Source organism: Rhodococcus sp. Z6_132 (genome assembly GCF_058133635.1).
In genome coordinates this window covers 20822-45233 of record NZ_JBYUNP010000002.1, presented here as the reverse complement: position 1 = coordinate 45233, position 24412 = coordinate 20822, and the positions used below count along the sequence as shown (strand labels likewise).

Genomic DNA, 24412 nt, shown 5'->3' with positions numbered 1-24412 from the left:
GTGCTGAGCCGAGAACGGCTGCGCCCTGCGCTGACCGGGCTGGCCGGGCTGGTGTCGGTGCTGGCCGTGTGGTGGATCGCCACCGTCACGGTGCTGGCCGACGCCCGCATCCCCGCCCCGCACGAGGTGGTGCGCTCGGTGCGCGCCGACGGCTGGGGCTTCTACTCCCTGCACTTCGGCATCACCCTGGAGGAGGCTGCGGTCGGGTTCCTCTACGGCAACGTCGCCGCGCTGGTGCTGGCCTCGCTGGTGCTGCTGCTGCCGCTGGCGGAGCCGGTGATCATGCAGGTGGCGGTGATCAGCTACTGCGTCCCCATCGTGGCCATCGCCCCGGTGCTCTACATCGTCATCGGCGTGCCCGACCCGGGTGACCGCTCCGGCACCGCCGTGGCCCTGGCCGCCCTCTCGGTCTTCTTCACCACCGTGGTGGGCACCGTGCTCGGGCTGCGCTCGGCCGACAAGGCCAGCCTGGACGTGGTCACCGTCTACGGCGGCGGCGCCTGGCAGCGGCTGCGCCGGGTGCAGCTGATCTCCGCGCTGCCCGCGGTCCTCGCCTCCCTGCAGATCGCCGCCCCCGCCGCGTTCCTGGGCGCGATCCTGGGCGAGTACGCCGGCGGCATCGACCGCGGAGTCGGCCTGGCCCTGAAGATCTCCCAGCAGAACATCAACGTGGAGCAGGCCTGGGGACTGGGCTTCGGCTGCGCCGTCCTCGCCGGCACGGCCTACGCCGCCTTCGGCCTCGTCGCCCGCTTCGTCACCCCCTGGTCGAAGGGAGCACCCGAATGACCCACGTCCTGCGCGGGCTCGGCCGCACCGTGCTCACCCTGGTGTTCGTGCTGGCCGTGGTCCTGCTGCTCTGGGTCGCCGGGCTGCGCCTGTTCGACGTCTCCTCCTACGTCGGCAAGGGCCCCACCGACGTGTGGGCCTACCTGGTCACCGACTCCGACGCCGCCGAGGCCCGCGCCGAGATCTGGCCGCTGCTGCGCCACACCCTCACCGACTCCGCCATCGGGTTCGTCGCCGGCATGCTCGCCGCCGTCGCCCTGGCCGCGGGCATCGTGCTCTCCCGCGCCGTGGAGAGCGCGGTGATGCCGGTGGCGATGATCCTGCGTGCGGTGCCGCTGATCGCGCTGGCGCCCATCATCATCCTGCTCGTCGGGCGGGGGTTCACCGCGGTGGCGGTGATGAGCGGGATCGTGGTGCTCTTCCCCGCGCTGGTGAGCATCGTCCTCGGGCTGCGCTCGGTGTCCGCCCAGATGCGCGACGTCGTCATGGTCTACGGCGGCAGCTCGTGGTCGGTGCTGCGCAAGGTGGCCTTCCCGTCGGCGCTGCCGGCACTGTTCGCCTCCATCCGCATCTCCGTGCCCGGCGCCATCACCGGTGCCCTGCTGGCGGAGTGGCTCGCCACCGGGCAGGGCATCGGCTACGCCGTCGTCTCGGCCGCGGCCCGCTCGCAGATCAACCGGGTGTGGGCGCTGGTCGTGGTGATCACGCTGGCCTCGCTGCTGCTGTACCTGCTCGCCCAGCTCGTCGAGAGCCTGGTGCTGGCGCGCTTCGGCACGGAGGCGGGTCGCCGATGACGCTGGCCCCGTTCGCCTTCTCCACCCCCACCCCGCACGACCCGGCCATCGACGCGATGGTGGCCGCGCTGCCCAAGGTCAGCCTGCACTGCCACCTGATCGGCAGCGTCGCGGCGCAGACGGTCGTCGAGCTGGCGGCCAAGCACGGGGTGTCCCTGGCGGGGCGCACCGCCGAGGACCTCTACGACCACCACAGCTACGCCGACCTCGGTGAGTTCCTCCGGGTGCTCGACGTGGTGGGCTCGGTGATCCGCGACGCCGACGACTTCCACCGGGTGACCTACGAGTCGCTCACCGCCGGCGGTGCCGCGCACGGGGTGCTCTACCGGGAGATCCAGCTCAGCCCACCCGGGCACCCCGACGTGCCCTACCCGCGACTGCTGGCCGGGGTGGTGTCCGGCATGCGCGCGGCCCGCGCCGACAGCGGCATCGACTCCCGCCTGGTGGTGGGCATCAACCGGGAGCGCAGCGGAGCCGACGCGGTGGCGCTGGTGGAGGAGGTGGTGGCCCACCGCATCGACGAGGTGGTGGGCATCGGGCTGGACTACGCCGAGGTCAACGGCCCGCCCGGCCGCTTCGTGGAGGCCTTCCGGCTGGCCGCCCGGCACGGGCTGGAGCGCACCGCGCACTCGGAGTCCGGTCCCCCGGCGCACATCCGCACCCTGCTCGACGACCTCGGCTGCAGCCGCGTCGACCACGGCTACCACGTGGTGGACGACCCCGACATCACCGCGCGCTGCGTGGCCGAGCGGGTGCCGTTCACCTGCACCCCGGTGAGCTCGGACATCGGCCGCTACTCCGGCAGCGGCGACGGCACGCACCACCGCATCCGCGAGATGGTCGACGCCGGGCTGTGCGTCACCATCGATTCCGACGACCCGCCGATGTTCGGCACCGACCCGACGCACGACTTCCGGGTGCTCTCCCACGCCCTCGGCTACGGCCGTGACCAGCTCGCCCAGCTCACGTTCAACGCCATCGACGCCTGCTGGCTCGACGAGTCCGACCGGCGCGACCTGCGCGCCCGGGCAGACACCGTCGTCGCCGGCGTCCCCGACCGCCACACCACCCTGGAGGACCCCTCATGACCACCCCCCGCTTCCACGTCCCGGTCGTCGACATCTCCGCCTACGTGGGCGACGGAACGCCGCAGGAGCGCGCAGCTGCCGCCGCGGCCTTCGACGAGGCCGCGCGCACGGTCGGCTTCGTGCAGATCACCGGGCACGGGGTGCCCACCGAGGTCACCGACGCCTTCGCCGCCGCGCTGGACGGGTTCTTCGGGCTGCCACTGGAGGTGAAGAAGAGCTACCGCACTCCGCCGGAGGTCAACCGCGGGTACGCCCCGCCCAAGACGGAGTCGCTCAGCCTCAGCCTGGGCCTGGCCCCGTCCAACCGGATGCACGACTTCTTCGAGGCGTTCAACGTCGGTGCCGCCGTCTCGGACTACCCAGGCCTGGACCTGCCGCTGGCCGACTACCCGGAGAACGTGTGGCCGGCCGAGGAGGTGACCTTCAGCGCGGCGGTGTCGGCGTACTACGACGAGGCTGCGCGCGTCGCCCGCACCCTCACCGGGCTGTTCGCCGACGCGCTCGGGCTGCCGGCCGGGTTCTTCCAGCGCTACACCGACCACAGCCTGGACGTGCTGCGGATGAACAACTACGCCCTGGACGAGGGCACCATCGAGCTCGACGGCGAGCTGACCGGCATGGGGGCGCACACCGACTACGGCATCGTCACCGTGCTCTGGGCCGACCGCGTCGCGGGGTTGCAGGTGCTGGGCCACGACGGGTCGTGGAACGACGTGATGCCGGCGGAGGGCGCGCTGCTGATCAACCTGGGTGACCTGATGGCCCGCTGGACCAACGACCGGTGGATGTCCACCGTGCACCGGGTGAAGCCGCCGATCGTGGACGGCACCATCCGGCGGCGCCGCAGTGCGGCGTTCTTCCACGACGGCAACGTGGACGCGGTGATCGACACCCTGCCCACCTGCGTCGGGGACGGCTCGGCCTACCCGCCGATCACCGTGGGCGAGCACATCCAGGCCAAGCTGGCCGGCTCGCGTGCCGGGGTGGCCAACACCGCCGCCGACCGCGAGGCGGCCCGGGTGCTGGCCGCGGGCGCCGGCTCCTAGCAGGGCCAGGGCGCGGACGCCGGCTCGGTGGAGGGGTCTCCACCGAGCTGGCGCTTCTCGGCCACGATCGCCCCGTGCGGACGAGCACCAGGATCGGTGCGGGTGTGGATCTCCCGGACCGCAAACCCCGCATCCTGCAGGTGGCCGGCCAGCCTCTCGACCGGCCAGCGGTAGGCCGTGACCACCGCGTGCGCGAAGGCCTCCACCGCCGGTCCCTCGAAGAACCCCAGCAGCAGGCTCCCGCCCGGGGCGAGGCACCGGGCAAGCTCCGCCAGCACAGCCGGGAGCTGCTCGGGTGGGGTGTGGATCGTCGAGTACCAGGCGAGCACACCGGCCAGCGACCCGTCGGGCACCCCGAGGTCGTCCGACGCCGCCTCCCGGAACCGCGCGGCCGGAAAGCGGTCCCGTGCCTGCGCCACGAACGCAGGCACCAGGTCGGTCCCCTCCACCTCCACGCCCGCGCGGGTGAGGAAGTCGGTCCAGTGCCCGGGTCCGCAGCCGGCGTCGATGATCGGGCCGGGGCGGTACAGCGCCCAGCGCAGCACCAGGTCACGATCCTCCGGGTGCACCGCGCCCATGGCGCCCAGCCTGTCGGCGTACTCCACCGCTCGTTCCCCGTACGCCTGCAGCACCTCGTCTCCCGTCACGACGCGAGGCTAGGAGCCGTGTCTGCATCGTCGCTCAGGGACCTGCTCCGCCCCGTGCGACAGGGCACCACCGCAGGGCCGCCCCAGATCTCGCCGTGCGCCGATCCGCCTGCTGCCTAGAGTGGTTCCGTGCCAGAGCAGCCATCGCCCGCAGCCTCCTCCCCGACGACGACCGAGAGCCGCGGCCGGGCCCGGCAGTCGGCGATCTACCGTGACGGTGTCTTGGGGCGACGACCCGCGGTACCGACCGACTTCGCCGAGCTGGAGCGCCAAGCGCGCAAGGCCAGCTCCGCCAAGGCGTGGGCCTACGTCGCCGGTGGGGCGGGCGAGGGTCAGACGATGCGCAACAACCGGGCTGCCTTCGACCGCTGGGCGATCGTCCCGCGGATGGCGCACGGCCAGGCGACCCGCGACCTCTCGGTCACCCTGCTGGGCTCGAAGCTGCCCACGCCCCTGCTGCTGGCCCCCGTCGGGGCCGGCCAGCTGATCGACCCCGACTGCGACCTGCACGTCGCGCGGGCCGCCGCGGCCACCGGAGTGCCCTACATCTTCACCAACCAGGGCGGCACCCCGATGGAGGAGACCGCGGCCGCGATGGACGGCGCCCCGCACTGGATGCAGCTCTACTGGAGCACCGACGAGGCCCTGGTGGACAGCCTCATCGGTCGCGCGGAGGCCAGCGGCGCCGAGGCGCTGGTCGTCACCCTCGACACCACGCTGCTGGGCTGGCGCCCCCAGGACCTCAACCTGGGGTCGCTGCCGTTCGCCCAGGGCAAGGGCATCGGCCAGTACACCTCCGACCCGCGGTTCCGCGAGATCGTCGCCGAGCGCATCGCCGCGGCCAAGCGCCTGGGCACCTCCGCCGACGTCCAGGTCACCCTCGGTGCCATCAAGTCGCTGCTGTCCATCACCCGCGAGCACCCCGGGTCGTTCTGGACCAACCTGCGCTCCGCCGTGCCGCGGGCGTCGGTGGAGACGTTCCTGGACATCTACTCCAACCCCGGCCTGAGCTGGAGCCACCTGGCGACCCTGCGGGAGCGCACCCGGTTGCCGATCGTGCTGAAGGGCATCCTGCATCCCGACGACGCGCGCCGTGCCGTCGAGCTGGGCGTGGACGCCATCGTGGTGTCCAACCACGGTGGGCGGCAAGTGGACCGGTCGATCGCCTCGCTGGATGCGCTCATCGCGGTGCGCGAGGCCATCGGTCCCGACCCCACGGTCCTGTTCGACAGCGGCATCCGCACCGGCGCGGACGTCTTCGTCGCACTGGCGCACGGGGCCGACGCCTGCCTGCTCGGCCGCCCCTACATGTACGGCCTCGCCGTCGGCGGGCAGCAGGGGGTCGAGGAGGTGATCGCCAACATCGTCGCCGAGCTCGACCTGACCATGGGCCTGACCGGGGCCACGCACGCCAGCGCGATCTCGCCGGACCTGGTCACGCCCAACCCTTCTCGCTAGGCCTGCCAGGGCATGGCCGCGGCCGTAGCCTGGGCACAGGTTTTTGGGAGGAATGGCGATGAGTCAGCCCGACGGTGCCAGCACGTTCCAGGTCAGCGGCGAGATCTATGACGCCTTCATGGGCCGCTACTCCGGCCCCCTGGCCGTCCAGCTCGCCGACGCGTGCGGGGTGAGCCGCGGCCAACGGGCGCTGGACGTGGGCTGCGGCCCCGGTGCGCTGACCGCCGAGCTCGTGCGCCGCCTCGGCGCCAGCTCGGTGGCCGCCTGCGACCCGTCGGTGCCGTTCGTGGCCGCCTGCCGCGACCGCAACCCCGGCGCGGACGTGCGCGAGGGCCGGGCGGAGGCGCTGCCCTTCGCCGACCACTCCGTCGACCTGGCTGTGGCCTCGCTGGTGCTGCACTTCATGTCCGATCCCGCACGGGGCATCGACGAGATGCGGCGCGTGGTGGTGCCCGGCGGCCAGGTCGCGGCGTGCGTGTGGGACTTCGACCGAGGCATGCAGCTGTTCCACGCCTTCTGGGAGGCGGCGGTGGCGGTCGACCCGCAGGCGCCCGCCGAGCTCTACGCCCGGCGGTTCGGCCGGCCCGGCGAGGTGGTGCAGCTGCTCCAGGACCGCGGCCTCGAGCAGGTCAGCGAGCAGACCATGACGGTGCAGACCACGTACGCCAGCTTCGAGGAGGTGCTGGCCGGGCTGATGGCGGGCATCGGGCCGGCCGGGTCCTACCTGGTCGCGCAGCCGGAGGGCCGCCGGCAGGCGCTGCGCAGCGAGCTGTTCCACCGGCTGGGCTCCCCCGCCGGCTCCTTCACGCTGCAGGCGGTGGCGCGCTCAGCCAGCGGCGTGACCCCCGCTCCCTAGCTGCGGTGCTGCAGCAGCGCCCTGGAGTCGGTGAGGAACGTCTGCAGCGTCCGGGCCGGCTGGCCGGTCACCCGCGCGACGTCGTCGGTCACCACCGCGAAGGTGACGGCCTGCACGCGCTCGAACGTCAGCGCCGTGAGGTCGCGCTCAAAGCCCGCCATCCCGGCCCCCGCTTCCTCGATCGTCACCTCCCGGTGCGTCACCGGGCGTCCGGTCGCCGCGGAGAGCAGGTCCGCGGTGCGCGGCAACGAGACTGCCTCCGGGCCGGAGAGCTCGTAGACCTGCCCTGCGTGCCGCGAGTCGAGCAGCGCCTGCGCGGCCACGGCGGCGATGTCGCGGGCATCGATCCAGGCCACGCTCGCCCCGCCGCTAGCGAAGGCCAGCTCGCCGGCGTCGACGACCTGGTCGAGGTAGAAGCGGGAGTCGGTGAGCACCTGCATGAACCAGCTCGGCCGCAGGATCGTCCAGGCGCGAGAGCTGGTGCGCACCGCCTGCTCGGCCCGCACCGCCCAGCCCTCCGGCGCGTCCTTCTCCGACAGCAGCACCACCCGCGTCTCGGGCACCGTCTCCGCCAGGAACGCACCGATCAGCTCGGGGGCGTCCGCACGGTCCGGGCGCACCAGGTACACCGCGTCGACGCCGCCGGTCGCCGCAGCCCACCCCACCGGCTCGTCCCAGGAGAAGGCGGTCGGACGCACCCCGTGCAGGGTCACCGTGGACGGGTCGCTGCTGCCGCCGAGCACCTCGACGTCACCGCGCGCGACGAGCTGCTCCGCCAGCGCCACGCCGGTCTTGCCGCGCACCCCGGTCACCAGCACGCGCGTCATCCGGTCGCGTGGTGTTGCTGCACCCGTCATGACAACCTCCCGCTGCGTCCACCGCAGAACCGCTCTCACCTCGGGCAACAGCGGTGCGGCCTCAGGTATGCCTGCCGAACGTCCGACCTCAGTGGACAGTGCCGCGGCGGAAGGGCTTACCGTCCCCGGCATGACGATCACCGTGCTGGACACCGCGACGGCCATGGAGGCGGTGCTGCGCGCCGAGGCGTCCGCGCGCCCGGAGCTCCTGCGCAGGGCGCTGGCTCCGATGGCGGGCATGTTCCGGTACTTCCCCGGTGAGGTCGACCTGGTGGCCATGCACGCCATGAGCTTCGGGTTCCCGCTGGATCGACGCGGGGACGAGGTGCGGGAGGCCCTCTCCCGGTTGCAGGCCGCGGACGCGTGGCGGCGGATCGAGCGGGCGCTGGCTGAGGCGGTCGACGTCCAGACCCGCGCCACCCCACAGGTGCAGGTGCCGGACATCTCGGTGCTCCTGGTGCTCGGCGACCCTGACGACGAGTACTTCATGGGCCCGGCGCGCGGGTTCAGCGGCAACGGCAGCGCCACGGGCTACCTCTCGCTCACGCTCTGGCCGACCGAGGAGAACCTGGCCCGGCTGGAGGCGGCGGCCGTGCACGAGCTCAACCACAACCTGCGGTACGCCCCCGGCGGGGTGGTCTGGGACCCGGCGTCGGTGGTGGTGGGTGAACAGGTCGTCTCGGAAGGACTGGCCGACGCCTTCGCCCGCCAGCTCTACGGCGACGCGCTGGGCTACACCCCCATCGGCGTCCCGCACCTGGCCGACGACGCCGTGCTCGACAAGGTGGTGTCGGGGCTCGACGTCGGCGGGATGCAGAACTTCGCCGCGTGGGTGCACGGCGACGCCGCCGCCACCCGGTTCGGCGCCGCACCGGTCGGGGTGCCCACGGGGGCGGGCTACGCCGTCGGCAACCGGCTGGTCGACGCCTACCTCGCCGCGACCGGCACCAGTGCAGCCGAGGCGCTGCACGTGCCCAGCCGCGAGATCATCGACGTGGCCCTGGCGCAGCGCAGCTGACCTCACTCAGGCCGGCGTCGAAGTCCTACGTCCTGATGCGCGCCAAGGCCTGACCCCGCCTCACTCCCCCAGGGCGTAGTCCAGCTCGAGGCGGTGGGTGCCATCGGCGTCGACGACGATGCGTCCCGTGCCGGCGATTCCGCCGAGCTCGCCGGTACCGCTGTCCGGAACGATCACCAGGTGCTCGTCGTAGCGGTCCGCGCCGTGCGTCGACGCCGCATGCACCAGGTTGAACGTGCCGGGGCGTCCACCCAGCTCGCCCTGCACCGCCTCGAGCGCGGCGTAGGAGCCGTGGCCAGTCTCGGAGTTCAGGCTGCCCAGGAACCAGGTGACCGACCGCCCCGTGAGGTCGCCCTCAAACGTCTTCACCAGGTGCGCCAACCCGGCCGGCGCCGCCGTCACGGGCACGGGCAGCCCGCCCACCTGCGTCGGGGAGCCGGCCGGGGTCCAGTCGGAGACCGTGAAGGTCGAGGTTGCGTTCATGCCGGGAAACGTTGCAGGCACGGGTCGGCGTGGATTGAAGAAACGCGACAGGGCCCGGTCAGCACCGCCACACCACCCGGAGGTGCCCCGTGGCGGTGGCATCCCATCGCGGCCCTCCAGGCCGCGGCAGACACCGCCATGGCGGTCCTGGCCGGGCCGGGACACTGAGCCTCCGAGGAGCTGACACCCCGGCTGGCCTCGGTCGATACCCCCGGGGTATCGGGCGCGACCCAGTCGGTCTTGGACGGCCCGCCGCGCAGCGACCACGATCGAGCGAAGCACCGCAACCACTCTCGCGGTCACTCCAGCCCCTATGAAGGAAGTACCCCCATGAAGATCGCAGTCCTCGGCACCGGCAAGGTCGGCACCGCCCTCGGGACAGGCCTGGCCGCCGCCGGTCACCAGGTGACCTACGGATCACGGACACCCTCGATCGAGGCGGGCACGCTCAGCCAGCAGGACGCCGTCGCTGCCGCCGAGGTGGTCATCACCGCTGTCCCCGGCACGGCACTGGTCGACACCCTGCGCGACGTCGGGGCGGACGTCCTGGCCGACAAGATCGTGCTGGACCCCTCGGCCGCCTTCACCCCGGAGATGACCATGGCCTACCCCGGCGCCAGCGTGGCCCAGCGGGCGCAGGCGAGCTTCCCGCGGGCGCGCGTGGTGAAGGCGCTCAACACGATGAACTTCGCTGTCATGGTCAACCCGCTGGACACCGTGCCCGACGCGACCGTGTTCGTCAGCGGCGACGACGAGGCGGCCAAGACAGTGGTCACTGGTCTGCTCGCCGACCTGGGTTGGCCCAGCCGCGCCGTCCTCGACCTGGGTGGCATCGACACCGCGCTGGCCACCGAGCACGCCGCCCCGCTGTTCTTCGCGACCGTCCGAGCCCTGCAGACTGCGGCGTTCAACATCACCATCTCCCGGTGACGCCGGCGCCCGCCTGAGGTGGGACGGCCCGTGGCGTTCCTCCTTTCCCGACGAAACATCAACTGGAGCAATAGAGTTCGACGTCACAGGTCCAGTGGGTGCGAGCAGAGGACACACGGTGGCGTACTGGTGGGCGAGCCAGATGAACAACTACTCGATAGCAATCCAGCAGGGAACGCTGTGGTCGTGTCCGAGCCCCTCGCGGCGGGAGCCATCAGATCGAGTCCTGCTCAAGAAGCTGAGCGTCGGAGACTACGTGTTCCACTACTCAGGGGATCGACGTATTGAAGCAATAAGCAGGGTCACCACACCATGGCAACCCGCTCCCCGGCCCGAGGGCTATGACAGCACTAACCCTGATGACCCCGACGAGGGCTGGCTGGTGCTGGTCGAGCCGGTCGCCACGGCCGTGGACATCCCGCTCCGGCGTACAGCCGAGCTAATTCAGCACGGTAACGGTGGTCCGCTCACCCGCGACGGCAATCTGACACGGAAGTACCTTTCACGGCTGAGCGACGACGATGGTAGAGCGCTACTTGCTGAAGCCGGTGTCGACGATGTCGCCGGTGAGGTGGGTCCCATCCGATTCGCCGACGCCTTCTGGAGCGGAGACAAGACCGACGCGTCCGCCATCGCTGGAGTGCGACGCGAACAGCCCAAGCTTCGCCAGCACCTCCTGCGCGGAAGAGACCGGGCGGAGTGCGACCTCTGCGGCAGAGATCTTCCCGCAGAGCTGCTGGTAGCGGCGCACATCGTTCCGCGAGGAATGAGCAGCGATGACGAACGCCGCGACTTCCAGTCAGCTGCGATGCTCGCTTGCGTGCTGGGGTGTGATGCGCTCTTCGAACGGGGCTACGTGACGGTCGACAACGACGGCATGGTCCGCTCAGGAAAGCACGCGCCCACACTTGACTTGCAGCGTGCGATCACCGCACTGGTGGGCTCCGCCTGTTCGGCACACTCCCCGGCCACTGCATCACGGTTCGCGGCGCACGCAGCGCTGTCATCAACTGGTCCGACCAGCATGACTCCCGCACCGGCAGCCCCTGGAGCAAGCGCGACCACGTCTCCCACGACCATCGGCTCGATCCGCACCAGCGCGAGGCAAATCCTCGCCGCCTACTCCAGCCAGATGCGTCGGACCGGCACCACTGACCACGAAGGCCTTTAACTGCCGCCCTGATCACCCCGCCGTGCCAGGAAGCTAGCCCGGGGTCAGCGCTCCTGGATCTGCACCGAGACCTCGCGGCGCAGGACCTTGCCCATCGGGTTGGTGGGCAGCTCGTCGACGAAGACGATGCGCCGCGGCACCTTGTAGGGCGTCAGACCCTGGCGCGCGTGCGCCTGCAGCTCCTCGGGCAGCACCGGGACACCGTCGACCAGGACCACCGCGGCCACCACCTCCTCGCCCCCGTTGCCCTGCGGCAGGCCCACCACGGCGACGTCCAGGACTCCGCCGTGGGTGCGGATCATCGCCTCCACCTCCGACGGGTAGACGTTGAACCCGCCGGTGATGATGACCTCCTTGAGCCGGTCCACCACGGTGAGGAACCCGTCGGGGGCCATGGTCACCATGTCCCCGGTGCGGAACCAGCCGTCGTGGAAGGCGGCCGCCGTCTCCTCGGGCGCACCCCGGTAGCCGGAGAACACCTGGGGGCCACGCACCAGCAGCTCGCCGCGCTCGCCCTGGGGCATGTCGCGGTCCAGGTTGTCCGGGTCGGCGATGCGGATCTCGGTGTCCGGGAACGGCACCCCGATGGAGCCCGGCCGGCGCGCGGTGGTCAGCGGGTTGCCGACGATCACCGGGGAGGTCTCGGTGAGCCCGTAGCCCTCCACCAGCAGCCCGCCGGTGGCAGCCTCCCAGCGCTCCACCAGCGCGCTCGGCAGGGGCATCGCCCCGGACATGGCGAAGCGGATGCCCTGGATGGAGACGTTGCGGCGCTCGGCCTCGTCCACGATGCGCTGGTAGAGCGGCGGGACGGCAGGCACGAAGCCCGGCACCTCGCGCCTGACGGCGTCCATAATCAGCCCGATCTCAGGCTTGGGCAGCAGCACCAGCTTGGCGGCGAGCGCCACCCCCAGCAGCACGCTGACGGTGACCCCGTAGGCGTGGAACAACGGCAACGCCACCAGGACCGACTCGCTGCCCTCTTTCAGGCCCGGCACCCAGGCCCGCCCCTGGCGGACGTTGGCGGCCAGGTTGCGGTGGCGCAGCGGCACGCCCTTGGGCACGCCGGTGGTCCCGGACGTGTAGAGCAGCAGCGCGACGTCGTCGGTGCTGGGGCGCGGGTGCGCCTCGTCCAGGGACTGCCCGGAGGCCAGCGCCGACCACGGCATCGCACCCGGCGCCGGGGAGGTCAGCTGCGCACGAGAATTGCGGGCCTTGCTGATCGGCAGCCGCAGGGCCAGCCGCTTGGTCCACGGCAGCTCGGTGGTCATGTCCACGGCCACCACGTGCTCCAGCGCCGAGTCGGCGCGCAGGTCCTCCACCACCGGGACCGCCTTGTCCCAGACGATCGCCACCCGGGCCCCGTGGTCGGCGAAGGGGTGGCGCAGCTCGGAGGCGGTGTACAGCGGGTTGTGCTCCACCACGGTCGCGCCGAGGCGCAGCACCGCGAAGAACGCGACGATGCTCTGCGGACAGTTGGGCAGCAGGACCGCGACGTTGTCGCCGGGGCGCACACCGAGACGGTGCAGGCCCCCGGCCACCCGATTCACCTGCTCGGCCACCTGGGCGTAGCTGGACTCGCGGCCCAGGAAGTCCAGCGCCGGCCGGTCGGGGAACTGCCGTGCGGCGTCCTCCCACAGGTCGAGCACGGTGGTGTCGCCGTAGTCCAGGTGCAGCGGCACTCCGGGTTGGTACGCATCTGCCCACACGGGCTGCTGAGCCGGCACGGTCCTTGCCTTCCTGGCCGCGGGGACGGCGTGCCGCGGCACGATCCAACGTAGTTGCTTCGACCGGTGGTCCGATCCGCGGCGGGGGCGGGAAGCGGCGCCGGTCACCCGACGTTCAGTGGAGCGTGAGGCTCTCCCTGCTCGACCGCTCCCGCACCCGTTCCGGCCACGCCGAGGGGGATGCGTTGGCGCACACCGTGGAACGGGCGATCAACGCGGAGCGGCTGGATTACCACCGGTTCTGGGTGGCCGAGCACCACGGCGTTGCGGGCATCGCCTCGGGCGCACCCGCGGTGCTGCTGGCGGCGGTCGGCGCGCACACCACGACCATCCGGCTCGGCTCGGGCGGGGTGATGCTGCCCAACCACCAGCCGCTGATCGTCGCCGAGCAGTTCCTCATGCTCGACGCGCTGCACCCGGGCCGTGTCGACCTGGGGGTGGGCCGCTCGCTGGGCTTCACCGCTCCGGTGCGGCGGGCGCTGCGGCGCACCGGCACCGAGCCCGACACCTTCGCCGGTGACATCGCCGAGCTGCGCAGCTACCTCGACCGCACCGCGCCGGTGACCGCCCATCCGGTGACGGAGCGGGCGGTGCCGCTGTTCGTGCTCGCCACCGGACGTGGGATCACGGTGGCGGCCGAGCTGGGGTTGCCGGTGGTGCTGGGCGGTCCGGTGCTCGACCAGCCGGAGCTAGGTGAGCTGTTGGCCGCGTACCGCCGCGACTTCCGCCCGCACGCTGGCAGCCAGCCGTACGTGATCGTCTCGCTGGACGTGCTGGTGGCCGACACCGACGCCGAGGCGCGCGAGCTGGCGCTGCCGGAGGTGTGGGCGATGGTGCAGTCGCGGCGGACCGGCGCCTTCGCCGCGCTGGAGCCGGTCAAGGCCATCCGCGACCAGCTCCGTGACGGTCAGGACGCCAAGCGGGTGGAACGCGGACTCGACCGCGTGGTTGCCGGTGCTCCCGCGACCGTGCGCGGAAGGCTGGAGCAGCTGGCGGAGCGCACCGGTGCCGACGAGCTGCTGGTCACCGGCTCTACCTACGATCGCGCAGCGCTTGCGGCCTCGGACGAACAGGTGGCTGCCCTGCTCAGGTGAGACCGCCGGGTAGATGACACGCGCCTGTGTTAGCCCGCCGACCGACGAAGCGTCCCTCGCAGCGAGCCCCCGGTCGTGCCCAGTCGGTTCCACGCAGCGTTGGCAGCGGCCGTCGCCGATGGCCGAGCCGAGGCCCAGACGGGCCGGGTAGCGGGACGGTCAGCTCGGACGTCAGCCTCGATCCACGTCACTCAGGTGGGCGCCGAGACCACCGCCGCCAGGGCGACGCCTCCCGCCAGGTGAGCCGTCCGCAGATCCCCACTACGTGTCAGCGCGGCGACCTGTGCGCAGCAACGCCTTTGTCCATCGCCACAAGGCCCACCACAGCCAGACGGTCAGTGCCGCCAGCAACGCAAAGCCGATCGCGTTCACGATCAACACAGCCGTGGGACCGCCGGGGTCAGCGAAGATCGCCACGTCCGGGTCGTCGGAGTCGTAGAAGACCAGCTGCGGTGACGTCGCGTCGCCGTTCTCGCGACTGCACCAGCCCCTGTCGCCGGTGTCGAGCGCGTAGCGGACACCGTCAACCACGTACGTGACTCGGCTGGGGCAGCGGGACCCCGGGTCGTCAAAGGTGCCGACCACGCTCGCATCCGCTCGCAGGCCGTCCACGATCTCCACGCCGAGCCTGACGCAGAACCAGACGCAGAGCAGGTTCACGAGGACGAACGCGAGGAACCGCACTGCGACGCGGTCGCGATGGCGAACGTGTTCAGCGTCGGTCACGGGCTGCAGGCTACCGGCCATGTGCGGCAGTGGAACAGGTCCGCGACGCCGCGGCGCAGGCCGAGTACAGACCTACCGGCCGAGCACAGAGGTCAGCCTCGATCCAGGTCACTGAGGTTGGCGTGCAGGAGCTCTCGACGCCGCCGGATCATGCGGATGCCGCCGTGCGACCCGGCGTAGAACAACCCGATCGAGACCACCGCGGCCAGGGCGACTGTGCAGTCCGTCGCGCGACAGCATCGACCACAGCAGGAGGCTGGGGGCGATGACGAGCAGGCCCAGCGCGGGGACGACCCCGTAGGGGAGCAACACGAGGGTCATCCAGCGCACGATCACGGGGAACCACAGGCGGCGGTTCTCCCACCGGAACCGGAGGTTGCGGGGGTGATAGGGCCAGAGGATGCCCACCCATCCCGCGATCCCGAGGACACCGAACGGGGCGATGGCGATGGCAGTCAGGCTGACCGAGAGCGGCGCCCAGTCGTGGGCGAGGAAGGCTGTCACGATCGCCACCACCACACAGAAGGGCACCACGAAGCACCACAGGGCGATGCTCTTGGCATGCAGCAGCCGACGCAGCATCGCGGGCTCGTCGAGCGACGCCAGCACCCGTGCCCGGTCCGGCGCGAGCACGTTGGTCGCCGGGACATCGGCGAACATCCAGAAGGCCAGCACCATCGCGAACGCCGTCGGGCCGTGCAGGGTGAACAGCCAGCCCTGCCATGACGCCGGGAGCAGGAACCAGGCGCCGGCCATGAGGAGGGCGTTGAACGACACGACCAGGGGGATGGTGAAGGGCCTGCGCACGGCCGCGCGCAGCTCCCAGAGAACCGCTGCGCGCAGCGTCATCGGCAGCTCGTCGAGAGATGTGGTCACGGCACTCAGCTGTCCTCGTTGCCCACGAGAGAGACCGCGCAGCCAGTCTAGGACGCCGGGGCGGGGCTACGAGATCATTGATCGCACCGTCGCGGGCGACGCAATGAAGGATGGTCTCTACTACCACTAAAGCCCAGCTATCCGGCAGCCACCCGACCTGAATGCGCACTTAACTGGGCCTTCTCACCCTCCTCTCTGGTGAGTGAGACCCCGACCGGAGTGCTGCAGACTCCGGAGCAGGACTGCGCACGAGGTCGTCCGCCACTCGGGCGATCCCGATCGGGCATGCCGCGTGCCTGACTCCCCCACGGAGCGAGGTCGTACCCGGATGCCGGCCGGCATCGACGGCAATGCGTTCGTGCCCGTCATATCGGCGAGCTCGGCGTTCCCAAAGTGTTGGACGAACACCAGATGCTTGGCGTAGCGGGTCCGAGCAGTGGGTGAACACCCCGTGCCCGAGGTCGAGTGCCCTGGGGCGACCCCCAACCCCTTTGCACGGCCTCGAGCACGGTGTGTCCGCCGTGGTCGGTGCCGGCGTTTAGGGACCAGGCGACGACCGCCCGACGAGCCTCCCTCGAAGGACGAGGCATGTGCGCAGGCCGGTTCCCCCGCGTACGCACCCCGCCCACCTGCGCCGGAGACTCTGCCGGGGTCCAGTCGGAGGCTCTGAAGGTCGACGTGGCGTTCAGGAAATGAAATCTAGGCCGGGGCGGACACGCGCGGCGATTGAACAAACGCCACAGGTCTACTGGGGGGCGGCTCGGGGGGCTTCTGACTGCCAACAGTTTTCGAATACGGGAACCCCGCGCCCGGCGCAATCCTCAAAGACATCATCGGATAACGGCGCGGGCAGCCGCCCTGGCCACGGCCAGTGCGAGACCATTCTCAACATCGGAGTACTTGATTTGCCGCATCGCGTGAGCATAGGCAATGGCCATCACCTCCTTGTGGGTGGCCAGGTCGTATGCCCATTGCCTAACCGCAACAATAAACGGCTGGAAGCGGGAACCTGCCGCAAAGCGGTCGACGTCCTGCCACTCAGCCCAATTTAATTTGCTCAGTTCTGGCAGTGTGCGTGCAGGCCCATTAGTATGGAACAGGACGCTGAGCTCTAGCGTCACAGGATCGAGAGGCGACGGCCCCGGACCCGCATCACCGAAGTCGATTAACACCGGACGGCCATCCAAGTCAACCAGGACGTTTTCCCCGTGAAGGTCTCCGTGGCATATCACTTCGCCCATAACAACCTCAGTTTCCTCGACAGAGGAAGCGAGAGCCACAGCGTCGGTCGACAGGGCAAGACCTGTATCGGATAGGCCTCGCCTACGGAGCTCGCCCAGCGTACGTGTTTGGTGGCCCAATAGCGGCGTTGTCCAGGGCTCGAATCCCTCACGTAGCCGGCGCACGACATCGGCGCCAGATTCGGGCGACTGTTCAACAATATCAAATAGCGGCTGCGTCCTGTCCGCCACTGTCGAGACAATTGCCGAGAACCTACCCAGGCCGCCTGACATTGGCTCGTGGGTCGGCGCGAAGTAACCCGGTGCGAGGCGGTTGGCTACGTACTTCTTGTACCGCCTATACTCGTCGGCCGCATCTAAGTGCGGTGCGCACTTCAAGAAGATGGTCGCCGGAGTCTGGTCCTCACCGGTGAGAACCACCCGTCCCACAATTGCACCCGAAAGTCCCGAACTGAGGCTTACCTCGGCATGGGTTTGTCCAATGCTTAGCGCATATGAACCCACAGCGCGGCGGAAAAACTCGTGTTCGGCCCCAGCAACCGAGATGGCCAGAACCTGCTGAAAGCCGGCATTTAGCACTCTCAGCCGACTCTCCAACGCCAAAGGATCGTCCTTATCGACTAGCGTGACTAGCGGTTGCTGCCCAACCCCATAGATGGTGGTTACGCCGCCCAAGGACAACTGCGCTCTCGTGTCACGGCCGGTGGCGAACCCCGTCAGGAATATCAGTGGAGTACCGGGCCAATGCTGCCGGCAGGCTGCATGCACCGCTAGACCATGCGCCTCCTGCACGTCCGCACTCCCCGCGTGGGGAGGCAACCGCACATCGCAAAGGACCAGATCACACGACTCGGCCCGGATGACCGCCAGCGCGTCGTCCCGCGACTGAGCCACTAAGACTTCCGCGTCTAGAACCTCCCTTCCAATGGAGTCACGCGCAGCTCGAACACTTCGGTCTTCATCTTCGACGAGGAGGATTCTCAATCTGCAACTTCCTGTATAGGCCAACGCAACTCACAGGCCACTCCACGGGGGTCCCGTGGAGCGAGTTGCACCGAACCTCCGAATGATTTCATCGCGCGCTGGGCGATGGCAAGACCCATACCAAAGTGTTCATCTTTGGATTTCATCGAGACTCCTGGATTCAACAAATTTTCCTTGCCTTCCGGCAGCCCTATCCCTTCATCGAGTATTGCAACCCAGGTACCCGTCTGATTGGCGCCGCAAGTAAGCACGACTGGAGCAGTATCCTCGGGCGAGGCCTCAACCGCGTTCCGTAGGCAATTTTGCACCGCAAATCGCAACAGTTGTGGATCTCCAAGTACAACAAGTGTGTCGGATCGAGACAAGACGGCCTCAGAAGGCCCGTACCCCCCGGCCGACGTCTCATCCGCCAAGAGTTGCACGAGGTCGAACTGAGTAATCCGCGGCGCGCCCGCAGCCGCGTGGAGGCGTTCCATTGTTGCCAGAAAATCTTTAAGGCGATCTATCGCTACACGAGCCGGCGACTCGAAAAACTCCTCATCGCCCATGCAGTCCCTGGTCGCGCGGAAAATTGAGCCTGCCAGGGGCCGCAACTCATGCAGCATAACTCTCGACACGTACTGAATTGCCTCTGCACGGATGTCGTCGTTGAGTTGCGCGTTAGGAACTGGAAACCACACATCTGGTTCCATAGCAGTCGGCGCGGGTAGCGAGAGAGAGCTGATCACACGGTCTAACGCTCCCTGGACCCACGAATCCACCTCCCGCGCACGTAGATCTCGCAATCGAGTGATATCTCCAGGTTGAGCCAGGCCCGTTAGCCCCCGGGCTCCTCGTAGACGATCCACCGCGCTATCTGACCCAAGAAGAGTAAACGGATCGTCCTTTACTACCATTCGTTAAACCCCTCCAGATCTATAGAAACTGGCGCGTTCAGCGAAAGCCTCAGCCCCTCCCTCAAGGATCCCGGAAACCGCAGCCACGCTTTCGGGATCGTCCAGTGGGCCCTGATGCTGCGCGAACCCGCGCTCGCCGTCTGAGTGCATCACCACCACGCGGTCGGCGTTTCCGAGCACAGGGATATTGGCGTTATGTGACGTAACAATGTACTGGTCGTGCACTCCTCGCTGACGAAGCGCAGGTACAAGGGTCGACGCAATGAAGGCGTTGTCCAAGTGATCCTCGGGTTGGTCCATCACCAGCGGGTCACCTCGATGGCGTAAGAGAAGGGGAAGAACCACAGTACAACGTTGTCCGATCGACAAGCGGCTCGTAGGCTTGTACTCGGTGCCATCGAGCAGGTCGATTACAGCCCCATCGTCTGTAATCGATGCGATGATCTCTGCCGTGCCACTCGCTTGCAAGGCACCCACTACTGCACGGGCTCGATCTTCGGTGATGCCAATCGTTTGCCCCAACTCGGCCGCATCACCAGTTTCGACCCAGGTCACTAGTTCAATAGGGCTAACCATCCGGGCAATATTTGGAGCCAACTGATTGTAGTGGAGTCCACTACCCCTAAGTCCAGCGACTATCGCTGATTGGTAATCACTTACCTCGCCCGATTTTGTTAGCCTGATTCGAATATTCGGACCCAAACCTCGGTTCAGTTCGTCGACAACACTTTGTCGATCTTGGAAAACTCTCTCCAACACGCGGTCGAGCCGAGCGAACAGTTCGTCCCGCTCGCCCGCGAGCTTCAAGTATTGGGATCGTCGGGCGTCTCGGGTCGCACGGAGAGCCTGCAATTGACCATGCCGCTCCTCGAGTTCTGCGACCGTCCGGGCTGCGCGGCTAATGCCAGTAGTCGCCATCTCCAGCCTCTGCCGAAGTTGGCGGCTATCAGTATCGACGGCAGACCTAAGCGCCTCGGTCTCGGCCTGCGCAAATTGGACGCGATCTTGGACACTTGCAACGTCGGTTTCGATCTGGAGAAGTTGTGACTTGAGATTGCCAAGCCGTATTCGATCGCTCTCCAGCGGATCTTCGCCGGCGCCATCTGGCCATTCCGAGAGCAACGTGGGCGCCTCGGACGCAAGCCGTCGCGCACTCTGACGGAACCGCTCGATAGCTGCGCTGTCTCCAGTTAAGGTGGAGCTGCGATGCGCAATCAATTGACTAGCGGCCTGCAGTCGCTCAAGATTTTTCTGCTGTTCTACGGACGCTTCGGATGCGCTGAGAAGGCTCCTTTGAACGGCGTTGGCCTCGACTAGTTCTTCCGTCACTCCCCGGAGGGCCTCTATTGATTCATTAAGGGAACGGCCTTCAGTTATGATACTCTCTAGTTCGACCGTTAAGCTACGCAAGGATAGCCGCAGCCCGTTTAGCTCCCGCTCGTCTGTAGCTCGCTTAGTTCGGAATCGATCAATCAGATGAAGGCGCCCCGATGCCTTAGCGCCAACAGACTCAACCTCATTTTGGGCTAACACGGTGCAGGAGACATCACCTGGTGCCGACCGAGTCACCTGCCCAGAGGCCGAACGGGTAACGGTAAACTTTTCATCCCCGTCCGCGATGGTAATTGTTACCGCCCCGCCGTCGAGGATCGCTACTGCCTGCTGGTTCCCGCGCCGGGCGACGTCTTCACTGAACGAGCCGGCGCCGATGGCGTAGCGGATCAACTCGACGATCGAGGTCTTCCCCGTGCCTCGCGCGCCGATAATGACATTGAGGCCTGGTGCAAACGTCACGTCTAGGCCGGCGAGGAAACCCTCAGTTTCAACCTGGATTCGTTCAATGTGGGCCATCGTGCCTCGCGTAGTTGTGTTCGGGGTTGGATGCAGACCCCAGACTACTGTGCGACCACGGGGGTTCCGCGAGCCTAGCGCTGAAGTGCACACTGAGTGTTCTGGTGGCAGGCGATTCGGCGCCACCGCCAGGTTAGCGCGGTCGTGACTCAGCACCGTGCGATCCACGTCAGCTGCCGATATCATCTGCAATTGCGAATCCGACACGAAAGCCGGAAGCAGCGGCAAGCCCGTAGCAGGCTCTGGAACTCGTCTTCGGCACCGGGGGCAACAATCGAGGTCTGCGGGCGCCCACAGAACTCATGCACCCGCACTCAGCGCGAACGATTTCAGGCTCGGAGACCGCAGTCTCCGAGCCTGAAATTTGTCGGGCTGACAGGATTTGAACCTGCGACCCCTTGACCCCCAGTCAAGTGCGCTACCAAGCTGCGCCACAGCCCGAACACGCTCTCGCGAGCGCCATGGAAGAGGTTACCGCAGCCCTCCCCCAGACAACGAACCGGCTGGTCAGAGGCTCGCGGGCGGCCCCAGGATGCGCCCAGAAGGTAGCGCTGCGTAGTTGTTCACCACCGCGTCGTCAACCGCCTTACGATCCGTCGCACTCGTCACTGCGAGCAAAGCCATTGTGCGACAGCGGAAGAGAGGTCGGGATGAACCCCGAGGTCACCGAGTACGTCCAGCAGCGGGCGGCCTGGCAGTCCGAGATCTGCGAGCGCCTGCGCTACCTCGTGCAGGAGGTCATCCCGCAGGCGGAGGAGCGCCTCTGGCACGGCAAGCCGTACTACATCAAGAACGGCTGGGAGGCCGCCGACATCGAGGCTTGTGCCGATGCGGTGCGCTTCACCCTCTACAACGCCCAGGACGTGGAGGTCATCGAGGGAGTCACCCAGCCGCTGGGCAGCGGCGAGCGCAAGGCCACGGAGATCCACCAGGGCGACGACGTCGACTACACCCTGCTGGGCGAGCTGCTGGCCCGCACCAGCTCCGGCCTGTAGTCAGGTCGAAGCAGCACGGGCCAGCAACAGGGTCAACCAGCGAGATCAGCGCTTCTTGCGGTCGCGCTTCTCCCGCACCCGCACGTTCACCCGCACCGGGCTACCGGTGAAGTCGAACGTCTCGCGCAGCTTGCGCTCCAGGAAGCGGCGGTAGCCGGCCTCCAGGAAGCCCGTGGTGAACAGCACGAACGTCGGCGGCCGGGTGGCCGCCTGCGTCGCGAACAGCACCCGGGGCAGCCGTCCCCCGCGCATCGGCGGCGGCGTCGCGGCCACCACCTCCGACAGCCACGTGTTCAGCTGCCCGGTGGGGATGCGCTTGTCCCACGACTCCAGCGACTGCCGCAGCGCCGGCACCAGCTTGGCGATGCTGCGCCCGGTCATCGCGGAGATGTTCACCCGCTGCGCCCACGGCACCCGGGCCAGGTCGCGGTCGATCTCCCGCTCCAGCATGTGCCGGCGGTCCTCGTCCACCAGGTCCCACTTGTTGAACGCCAGCACCAGCGCGCGCCCGGCGTCGGCCACCATGCTCAGCACCCGCAGGTCCTGCTCGCTGATGGGCTCGGAGGCGTCGATCAGCAGCACCGCCACCTCGGCGGCCTCGATGGCCGAGCGGGTGCGCAGCGAGGCGTAGAACTCCGCGCCGCTGGCGTGGCTCACGCGCTTGCGCAGCCCCGCGGTGTCCACGAAGCGCCACACCTGCCCGCCCAGCTCCACCAGGGAGTCCACCGGGTCCACCGTGGTGCCGGCGACGTCGTGCACCACCGAGCGCTCGTCGCCGGAGAGCTTGTTGATCAGGCTGGACTTGCCCACGTTGGGCTTGCCCACCAGCGCCACCCGACGCGGGCCCACCACGGGGTCGCTCTCCCGCGGGGTGTGCGGCAGCACCGCCAGGATCTCGTCCAGCAGGTCACCGGTGCCGCGGCCGTGCGTGGCGCTCACCGGGTACGGCTGGCCCAGCCCCAGCGACCACAGTGCGGCCGCCTCGCTCTCGGTGCGCTCGTCGTCCACCTTGTTGGCGGCCAGCAGCACGGGGATCTTGCCGCGCCGCAGCACCCGGGCCACGGCCTCGTCGGTGGCGGTGGCGCCGACCACGGCGTCCACCACCAGCAGCACCGCGTCGGCGGTCTTCATCGCCATCTCGGCCTGCGCGGCCACCGACTTCTGCAGCCCCTTGGCGTCGGGCTCCCAGCCGCCGGTGTCCTGCACGGTGAAGCGCCGACCGTTCCAGCTGGCGTCGTAGGACACCCGGTCGCGGGTGACGCCGGGGACGTCCTGCACCACGGCCTCGCGGCGGCCGATGATGCGGTTGACCAGCGTCGACTTGCCGACGTTCGGCCGTCCGACCACCGCCAGGGTGGGGACTGCCTCGTCTGGGCCGTGCTCGTCGCCGAAGTCCTCGGCGGCCACCTCCCAGTCGGTCTCGTCCAGCCAGATGCCGTCTCCGGAGACCAGGCCCTCCTCGCTCACTGTGTTGCTCCTTCTGTTCGGCTCGTCGATGCCACCAGGGCACGGAGCCGGGTGAGTACCTCGTCGATGCTGTGTCCACTGGTGTCCACGGTGACGGCGTCCTCTGCGGGACGCAGCGGCGACGTGGCCCGGGTGGAGTCCAGGTGGTCGCGGCGCTGGACGTCGGCCAGCACCGCCTCGTAGTCGCTGGGCCGGCCCTCGGCGGCGTCCTGCGTGGCCCGGCGCTGCGCGCGGTCCTCCGCCGAGGCGGTCAGGTACACCTTCAGGTCGGCGTCGGGCAGCACCACGGTGCCGATGTCGCGGCCCTCCACCACCATGCCGCGCGGGGCCTGGCGGACGATCTCCCGCTGCAGCGCCACCAGCCGCACGCGCAGCGCGGGCACGGCGGAGACCGCCGACACCGCCTGCGTCACGGCGGCACCGCGGATCTCCGCGGACACGTCCTCGTCACCGAGCTGCACCGTGGGGTGGGCGGGGTCGGTGCCCGAGCGCAGCGCCAGCGTGGTGGTGGCGGCGTCGATGGCGTCCGGGTCACCCAGGTCGACGTGCGCGCGCAGCACCTGCAGGGTGGCCGTGCGGTACATCGCGCCGGTGTCCAGGTACTGCGCACCCAGGTCGGTGGCCAGGCGCCGCGCCACGGTGGACTTGCCGGTGCCGGAGGGGCCGTCCATGGCGATGACGGGACCGCTCACAGGCCGACCACCTTGTACAGGCCGGCGACCTCGCCGCGGTTGAGCACGCGCAGCGAGCCGGGGCGCTGCTCACCCAGCTTGAGCGGGCCGATGTCGGTGCGCACCAGGCGGCGCACCGGGTGGCCCACGGCCTCCAGCATGTTGCGGACGATGTGCTTGCGGCCCTCGTGCAGGACCACCTTCACCAGAGCCTTGCCCTCCCACACGTCCACCACGCCGAAGTAGTCGACCTTGGCCGGGCCGTCCTCCAGCTCCACGCCCTCGCGCAGGCGCTTGCCCACGTCCTTGGCGATGGGGGCGTCGATGTCGGCCAGGTAGGTCTTGGGCACCTCGTAGGACGGGTGCATCAGCCTGTGCGCAAGGTCACCGTCGTTGGTGAGCAGCAGCAGGCCCTCGGTGTCGGCGTCCAGGCGCCCGACGTGGAACAGCCGCTGCCCGGCGGCCACCCGCTCGGCCACCAGGTCGCCCACGCAGGGGCGGCCCAGGTCGTCGCTCATGGTCGACTGCATGCCCTTGGGCTTGTTCAGCGCCAGGTGCACCAGGTCCTCGGTGACCATCACCCGCTCGCCGTCCACCTTGACGATGGCGTTGCGGGGATCGATGCGGCGGCCCTGCGTGGTCACGGTCTTGCCGTCGACCTCGACGCGCCCCTCGGCGATCATCTCCTCGGCCGCGCGTCGGGAGGCAATACCGGCCTGGGCCAGCACCTTCTGCAGCCGGATGCCGCGGGGG

General features: G+C 69.1%; 22 protein-coding genes, 1 tRNA gene and 1 pseudogene. 11 read left to right on the top strand and 13 right to left on the bottom strand.

Annotation, left to right across the window (positions count from 1 at the left end; genetic code table 11):
- Genes AC3YO9_RS06825 through AC3YO9_RS06810 form a run of 4 tightly spaced genes read left to right on the top strand, consistent with a single transcriptional unit; the run spans position 1 to position 3714 of the window.
- Entirely contained in the window at positions 1-786 is a 786-nt protein-coding gene (locus tag AC3YO9_RS06825; protein ID WP_164860657.1) for an ABC transporter permease, read from the top strand.
- A complete protein-coding gene (locus tag AC3YO9_RS06820) occupies positions 783-1580 on the top strand; it encodes an ABC transporter permease (protein WP_127783731.1) in 798 nt (265 codons plus the stop codon). Before AC3YO9_RS06825 ends, AC3YO9_RS06820 begins: the two co-directional genes overlap by 4 nt.
- Positions 1577-2668, top strand: a complete 1092-nt coding sequence (gene add / locus AC3YO9_RS06815; protein ID WP_489982617.1) for an adenosine deaminase — start codon at positions 1577-1579, stop codon at positions 2666-2668. Before AC3YO9_RS06820 ends, add begins: the two co-directional genes overlap by 4 nt.
- Positions 2665-3714 carry an isopenicillin N synthase family dioxygenase gene (locus tag AC3YO9_RS06810; protein WP_489982616.1) on the top strand — a complete coding sequence of 350 codons (1050 nt, stop codon included), beginning with the start codon at positions 2665-2667 and terminating at the stop codon, positions 3712-3714. The genes add and AC3YO9_RS06810 overlap by 4 nt, the downstream gene beginning before the upstream one ends.
- Here AC3YO9_RS06810 and AC3YO9_RS06805 read toward each other — a convergent pair.
- On the bottom strand, positions 3711-4361 hold the full coding sequence (locus tag AC3YO9_RS06805) for a class I SAM-dependent methyltransferase (protein ID WP_489982615.1): 651 nt from the start codon (positions 4359-4361) through the stop codon (positions 3711-3713). The genes AC3YO9_RS06810 and AC3YO9_RS06805 overlap by 4 nt on opposite strands.
- A gap of 129 nt (positions 4362-4490) precedes the next feature.
- On the opposite strand from AC3YO9_RS06805, the gene AC3YO9_RS06800 reads away from it, so the two are divergent.
- Together AC3YO9_RS06800 and AC3YO9_RS06795 are read left to right on the top strand one after the other, a co-directional pair.
- The gene (locus tag AC3YO9_RS06800; RefSeq protein WP_489982614.1) at positions 4491-5819 is read left to right on the top strand and encodes a lactate 2-monooxygenase; all 1329 of its coding nucleotides are present in this window, start codon (positions 4491-4493) and stop codon (positions 5817-5819) included.
- A 58-nt stretch (positions 5820-5877) separates the two neighbouring features.
- A complete protein-coding gene (locus AC3YO9_RS06795; protein ID WP_489982613.1) occupies positions 5878-6675 on the top strand; it encodes a class I SAM-dependent methyltransferase in 798 nt (265 codons plus the stop codon).
- On the opposite strand, the gene AC3YO9_RS06790 is transcribed toward AC3YO9_RS06795, so the two are convergent.
- Complete coding sequence (locus AC3YO9_RS06790; RefSeq protein WP_489982612.1) at positions 6672-7502, bottom strand: Rossmann-fold NAD(P)-binding domain-containing protein; 831 nt, start codon at positions 7500-7502, stop codon at positions 6672-6674. The two genes, AC3YO9_RS06795 and AC3YO9_RS06790, sit on opposite strands and share 4 nt — an antisense overlap.
- A gap of 160 nt (positions 7503-7662) precedes the next feature.
- Here AC3YO9_RS06790 and AC3YO9_RS06785 point away from each other — a divergent pair, with 160 nt between their 5' ends.
- Positions 7663-8550: a DUF2268 domain-containing putative Zn-dependent protease gene (locus AC3YO9_RS06785; RefSeq protein WP_489982611.1), complete on the top strand. Its 888-nt coding sequence runs from the start codon at positions 7663-7665 to the stop codon at positions 8548-8550.
- Positions 8551-8610: 60 nt separating this feature from the next.
- Here the strand turns inward: AC3YO9_RS06785 and AC3YO9_RS06780 are convergent, their stop codons facing one another.
- Entirely contained in the window at positions 8611-9033 is a 423-nt protein-coding gene (locus tag AC3YO9_RS06780; protein WP_489982610.1) for a DUF3224 domain-containing protein, read from the bottom strand.
- Between the two features lie 330 nt (positions 9034-9363).
- Between AC3YO9_RS06780 and AC3YO9_RS06775 the strand changes: the two genes are divergently transcribed.
- Both AC3YO9_RS06775 and AC3YO9_RS06770 read left to right on the top strand, forming a co-directional pair.
- On the top strand, positions 9364-9963 hold the full coding sequence (locus AC3YO9_RS06775) for an NADPH-dependent F420 reductase (protein ID WP_489982609.1): 600 nt from the start codon (positions 9364-9366) through the stop codon (positions 9961-9963).
- 118 nt (positions 9964-10081) lie between these two features.
- Positions 10082-11134: a hypothetical protein gene (locus tag AC3YO9_RS06770; RefSeq protein WP_489982608.1), complete on the top strand. Its 1053-nt coding sequence runs from the start codon at positions 10082-10084 to the stop codon at positions 11132-11134.
- A gap of 44 nt (positions 11135-11178) precedes the next feature.
- On the opposite strand, the gene AC3YO9_RS06765 is transcribed toward AC3YO9_RS06770, so the two are convergent.
- The gene (locus AC3YO9_RS06765; RefSeq protein WP_489982607.1) at positions 11179-12858 is read right to left on the bottom strand and encodes a long-chain-fatty-acid--CoA ligase; all 1680 of its coding nucleotides are present in this window, start codon (positions 12856-12858) and stop codon (positions 11179-11181) included.
- Positions 12859-12983: 125 nt separating this feature from the next.
- Here AC3YO9_RS06765 and AC3YO9_RS06760 point away from each other — a divergent pair, with 125 nt between their 5' ends.
- A complete protein-coding gene (locus AC3YO9_RS06760) occupies positions 12984-13952 on the top strand; it encodes an LLM class flavin-dependent oxidoreductase (protein ID WP_489982606.1) in 969 nt (322 codons plus the stop codon).
- A 261-nt stretch (positions 13953-14213) separates the two neighbouring features.
- Here AC3YO9_RS06760 and AC3YO9_RS06755 read toward each other — a convergent pair whose 3' ends face one another.
- The 6 genes from AC3YO9_RS06755 to AC3YO9_RS06730 all read right to left on the bottom strand — a co-directional run bounded on the left by AC3YO9_RS06755 (position 14214) and on the right by AC3YO9_RS06730 (position 20967).
- A complete protein-coding gene (locus AC3YO9_RS06755; protein ID WP_489982605.1) occupies positions 14214-14678 on the bottom strand; it encodes a hypothetical protein in 465 nt (154 codons plus the stop codon).
- Positions 14679-14786: 108 nt separating this feature from the next.
- Positions 14787-15554 (bottom strand): hypothetical protein, encoded by a 768-nt coding sequence (locus AC3YO9_RS06750; protein WP_489982604.1) that lies wholly within the window; start codon positions 15552-15554, stop codon positions 14787-14789.
- An 830-nt stretch (positions 15555-16384) separates the two neighbouring features.
- Positions 16385-17779, bottom strand: coding sequence for a phosphotransferase family protein (locus AC3YO9_RS06745; RefSeq protein ID WP_489982603.1), 1395 nt, complete (start codon positions 17777-17779; stop codon positions 16385-16387).
- Positions 17776-18507, bottom strand: coding sequence for a sensor histidine kinase (locus AC3YO9_RS06740; protein ID WP_489982602.1), 732 nt, complete (start codon positions 18505-18507; stop codon positions 17776-17778). The genes AC3YO9_RS06745 and AC3YO9_RS06740 overlap by 4 nt, the downstream gene beginning before the upstream one ends.
- A gap of 171 nt (positions 18508-18678) precedes the next feature.
- The gene (locus AC3YO9_RS06735; RefSeq protein ID WP_489982601.1) at positions 18679-20526 is read right to left on the bottom strand and encodes an AAA family ATPase; all 1848 of its coding nucleotides are present in this window, start codon (positions 20524-20526) and stop codon (positions 18679-18681) included.
- 367 nt (positions 20527-20893) lie between these two features.
- A tRNA-Pro gene (locus tag AC3YO9_RS06730) sits at positions 20894-20967 on the bottom strand.
- A 209-nt stretch (positions 20968-21176) separates the two neighbouring features.
- On the opposite strand from AC3YO9_RS06730, the gene AC3YO9_RS06725 reads away from it, so the two are divergent.
- On the top strand, positions 21177-21521 hold the full coding sequence (locus AC3YO9_RS06725) for a DUF1801 domain-containing protein (protein WP_489982600.1): 345 nt from the start codon (positions 21177-21179) through the stop codon (positions 21519-21521).
- 45 nt (positions 21522-21566) lie between these two features.
- Here the strand turns inward: AC3YO9_RS06725 and der are convergent, their stop codons facing one another.
- The 3 genes and pseudogenes from der to AC3YO9_RS06710 form a co-directional block, all read right to left on the bottom strand.
- Entirely contained in the window at positions 21567-22988 is a 1422-nt protein-coding gene (gene der, locus AC3YO9_RS06720) for a ribosome biogenesis GTPase Der (protein WP_489982599.1), read from the bottom strand.
- Positions 22985-23659: a (d)CMP kinase gene (cmk, locus tag AC3YO9_RS06715; protein ID WP_489983432.1), complete on the bottom strand. Its 675-nt coding sequence runs from the start codon at positions 23657-23659 to the stop codon at positions 22985-22987. The genes der and cmk overlap by 4 nt, the downstream gene beginning before the upstream one ends.
- Positions 23660-23676: 17 nt before the next feature.
- Positions 23677-24405, bottom strand: a pseudogene (locus tag AC3YO9_RS06710) (pseudouridine synthase); the annotation flags it as partial.
- Between the last annotated feature and the right edge of the window lie 7 nt (positions 24406-24412).

Bases quoted from the DNA above. Each gene is read 5' to 3' on its own strand.
- AC3YO9_RS06790 (WP_489982612.1), bottom strand. From the start codon at position 7,502: ATGACGCGCGTGCTGGTGACCGGGGTGCGCGGCAAGACCGGCGTGGCG.
- AC3YO9_RS06775 (WP_489982609.1), top strand. From the start codon at position 9,364: ATGAAGATCGCAGTCCTCGGCACCGGCAAGGTCGGCACCGCCCTCGGG.
- AC3YO9_RS06785 (WP_489982611.1), top strand. From the start codon at position 7,663: ATGACGATCACCGTGCTGGACACCGCGACGGCCATGGAGGCGGTGCTG.
- AC3YO9_RS06735 (WP_489982601.1), bottom strand. From the start codon at position 20,526: ATGGCCCACATTGAACGAATCCAGGTTGAAACTGAGGGTTTCCTCGCC.
- AC3YO9_RS06810 (WP_489982616.1), top strand. From the start codon at position 2,665: ATGACCACCCCCCGCTTCCACGTCCCGGTCGTCGACATCTCCGCCTAC.
- AC3YO9_RS06820 (WP_127783731.1), top strand. From the start codon at position 783: ATGACCCACGTCCTGCGCGGGCTCGGCCGCACCGTGCTCACCCTGGTG.
- AC3YO9_RS06780 (WP_489982610.1), bottom strand. From the start codon at position 9,033: ATGAACGCAACCTCGACCTTCACGGTCTCCGACTGGACCCCGGCCGGC.
- AC3YO9_RS06795 (WP_489982613.1), top strand. From the start codon at position 5,878: ATGAGTCAGCCCGACGGTGCCAGCACGTTCCAGGTCAGCGGCGAGATC.
- AC3YO9_RS06725 (WP_489982600.1), top strand. From the start codon at position 21,177: ATGAACCCCGAGGTCACCGAGTACGTCCAGCAGCGGGCGGCCTGGCAG.
- add (WP_489982617.1), top strand. From the start codon at position 1,577: ATGACGCTGGCCCCGTTCGCCTTCTCCACCCCCACCCCGCACGACCCG.
- cmk (WP_489983432.1), bottom strand. From the start codon at position 23,659: ATGGACGGCCCCTCCGGCACCGGCAAGTCCACCGTGGCGCGGCGCCTG.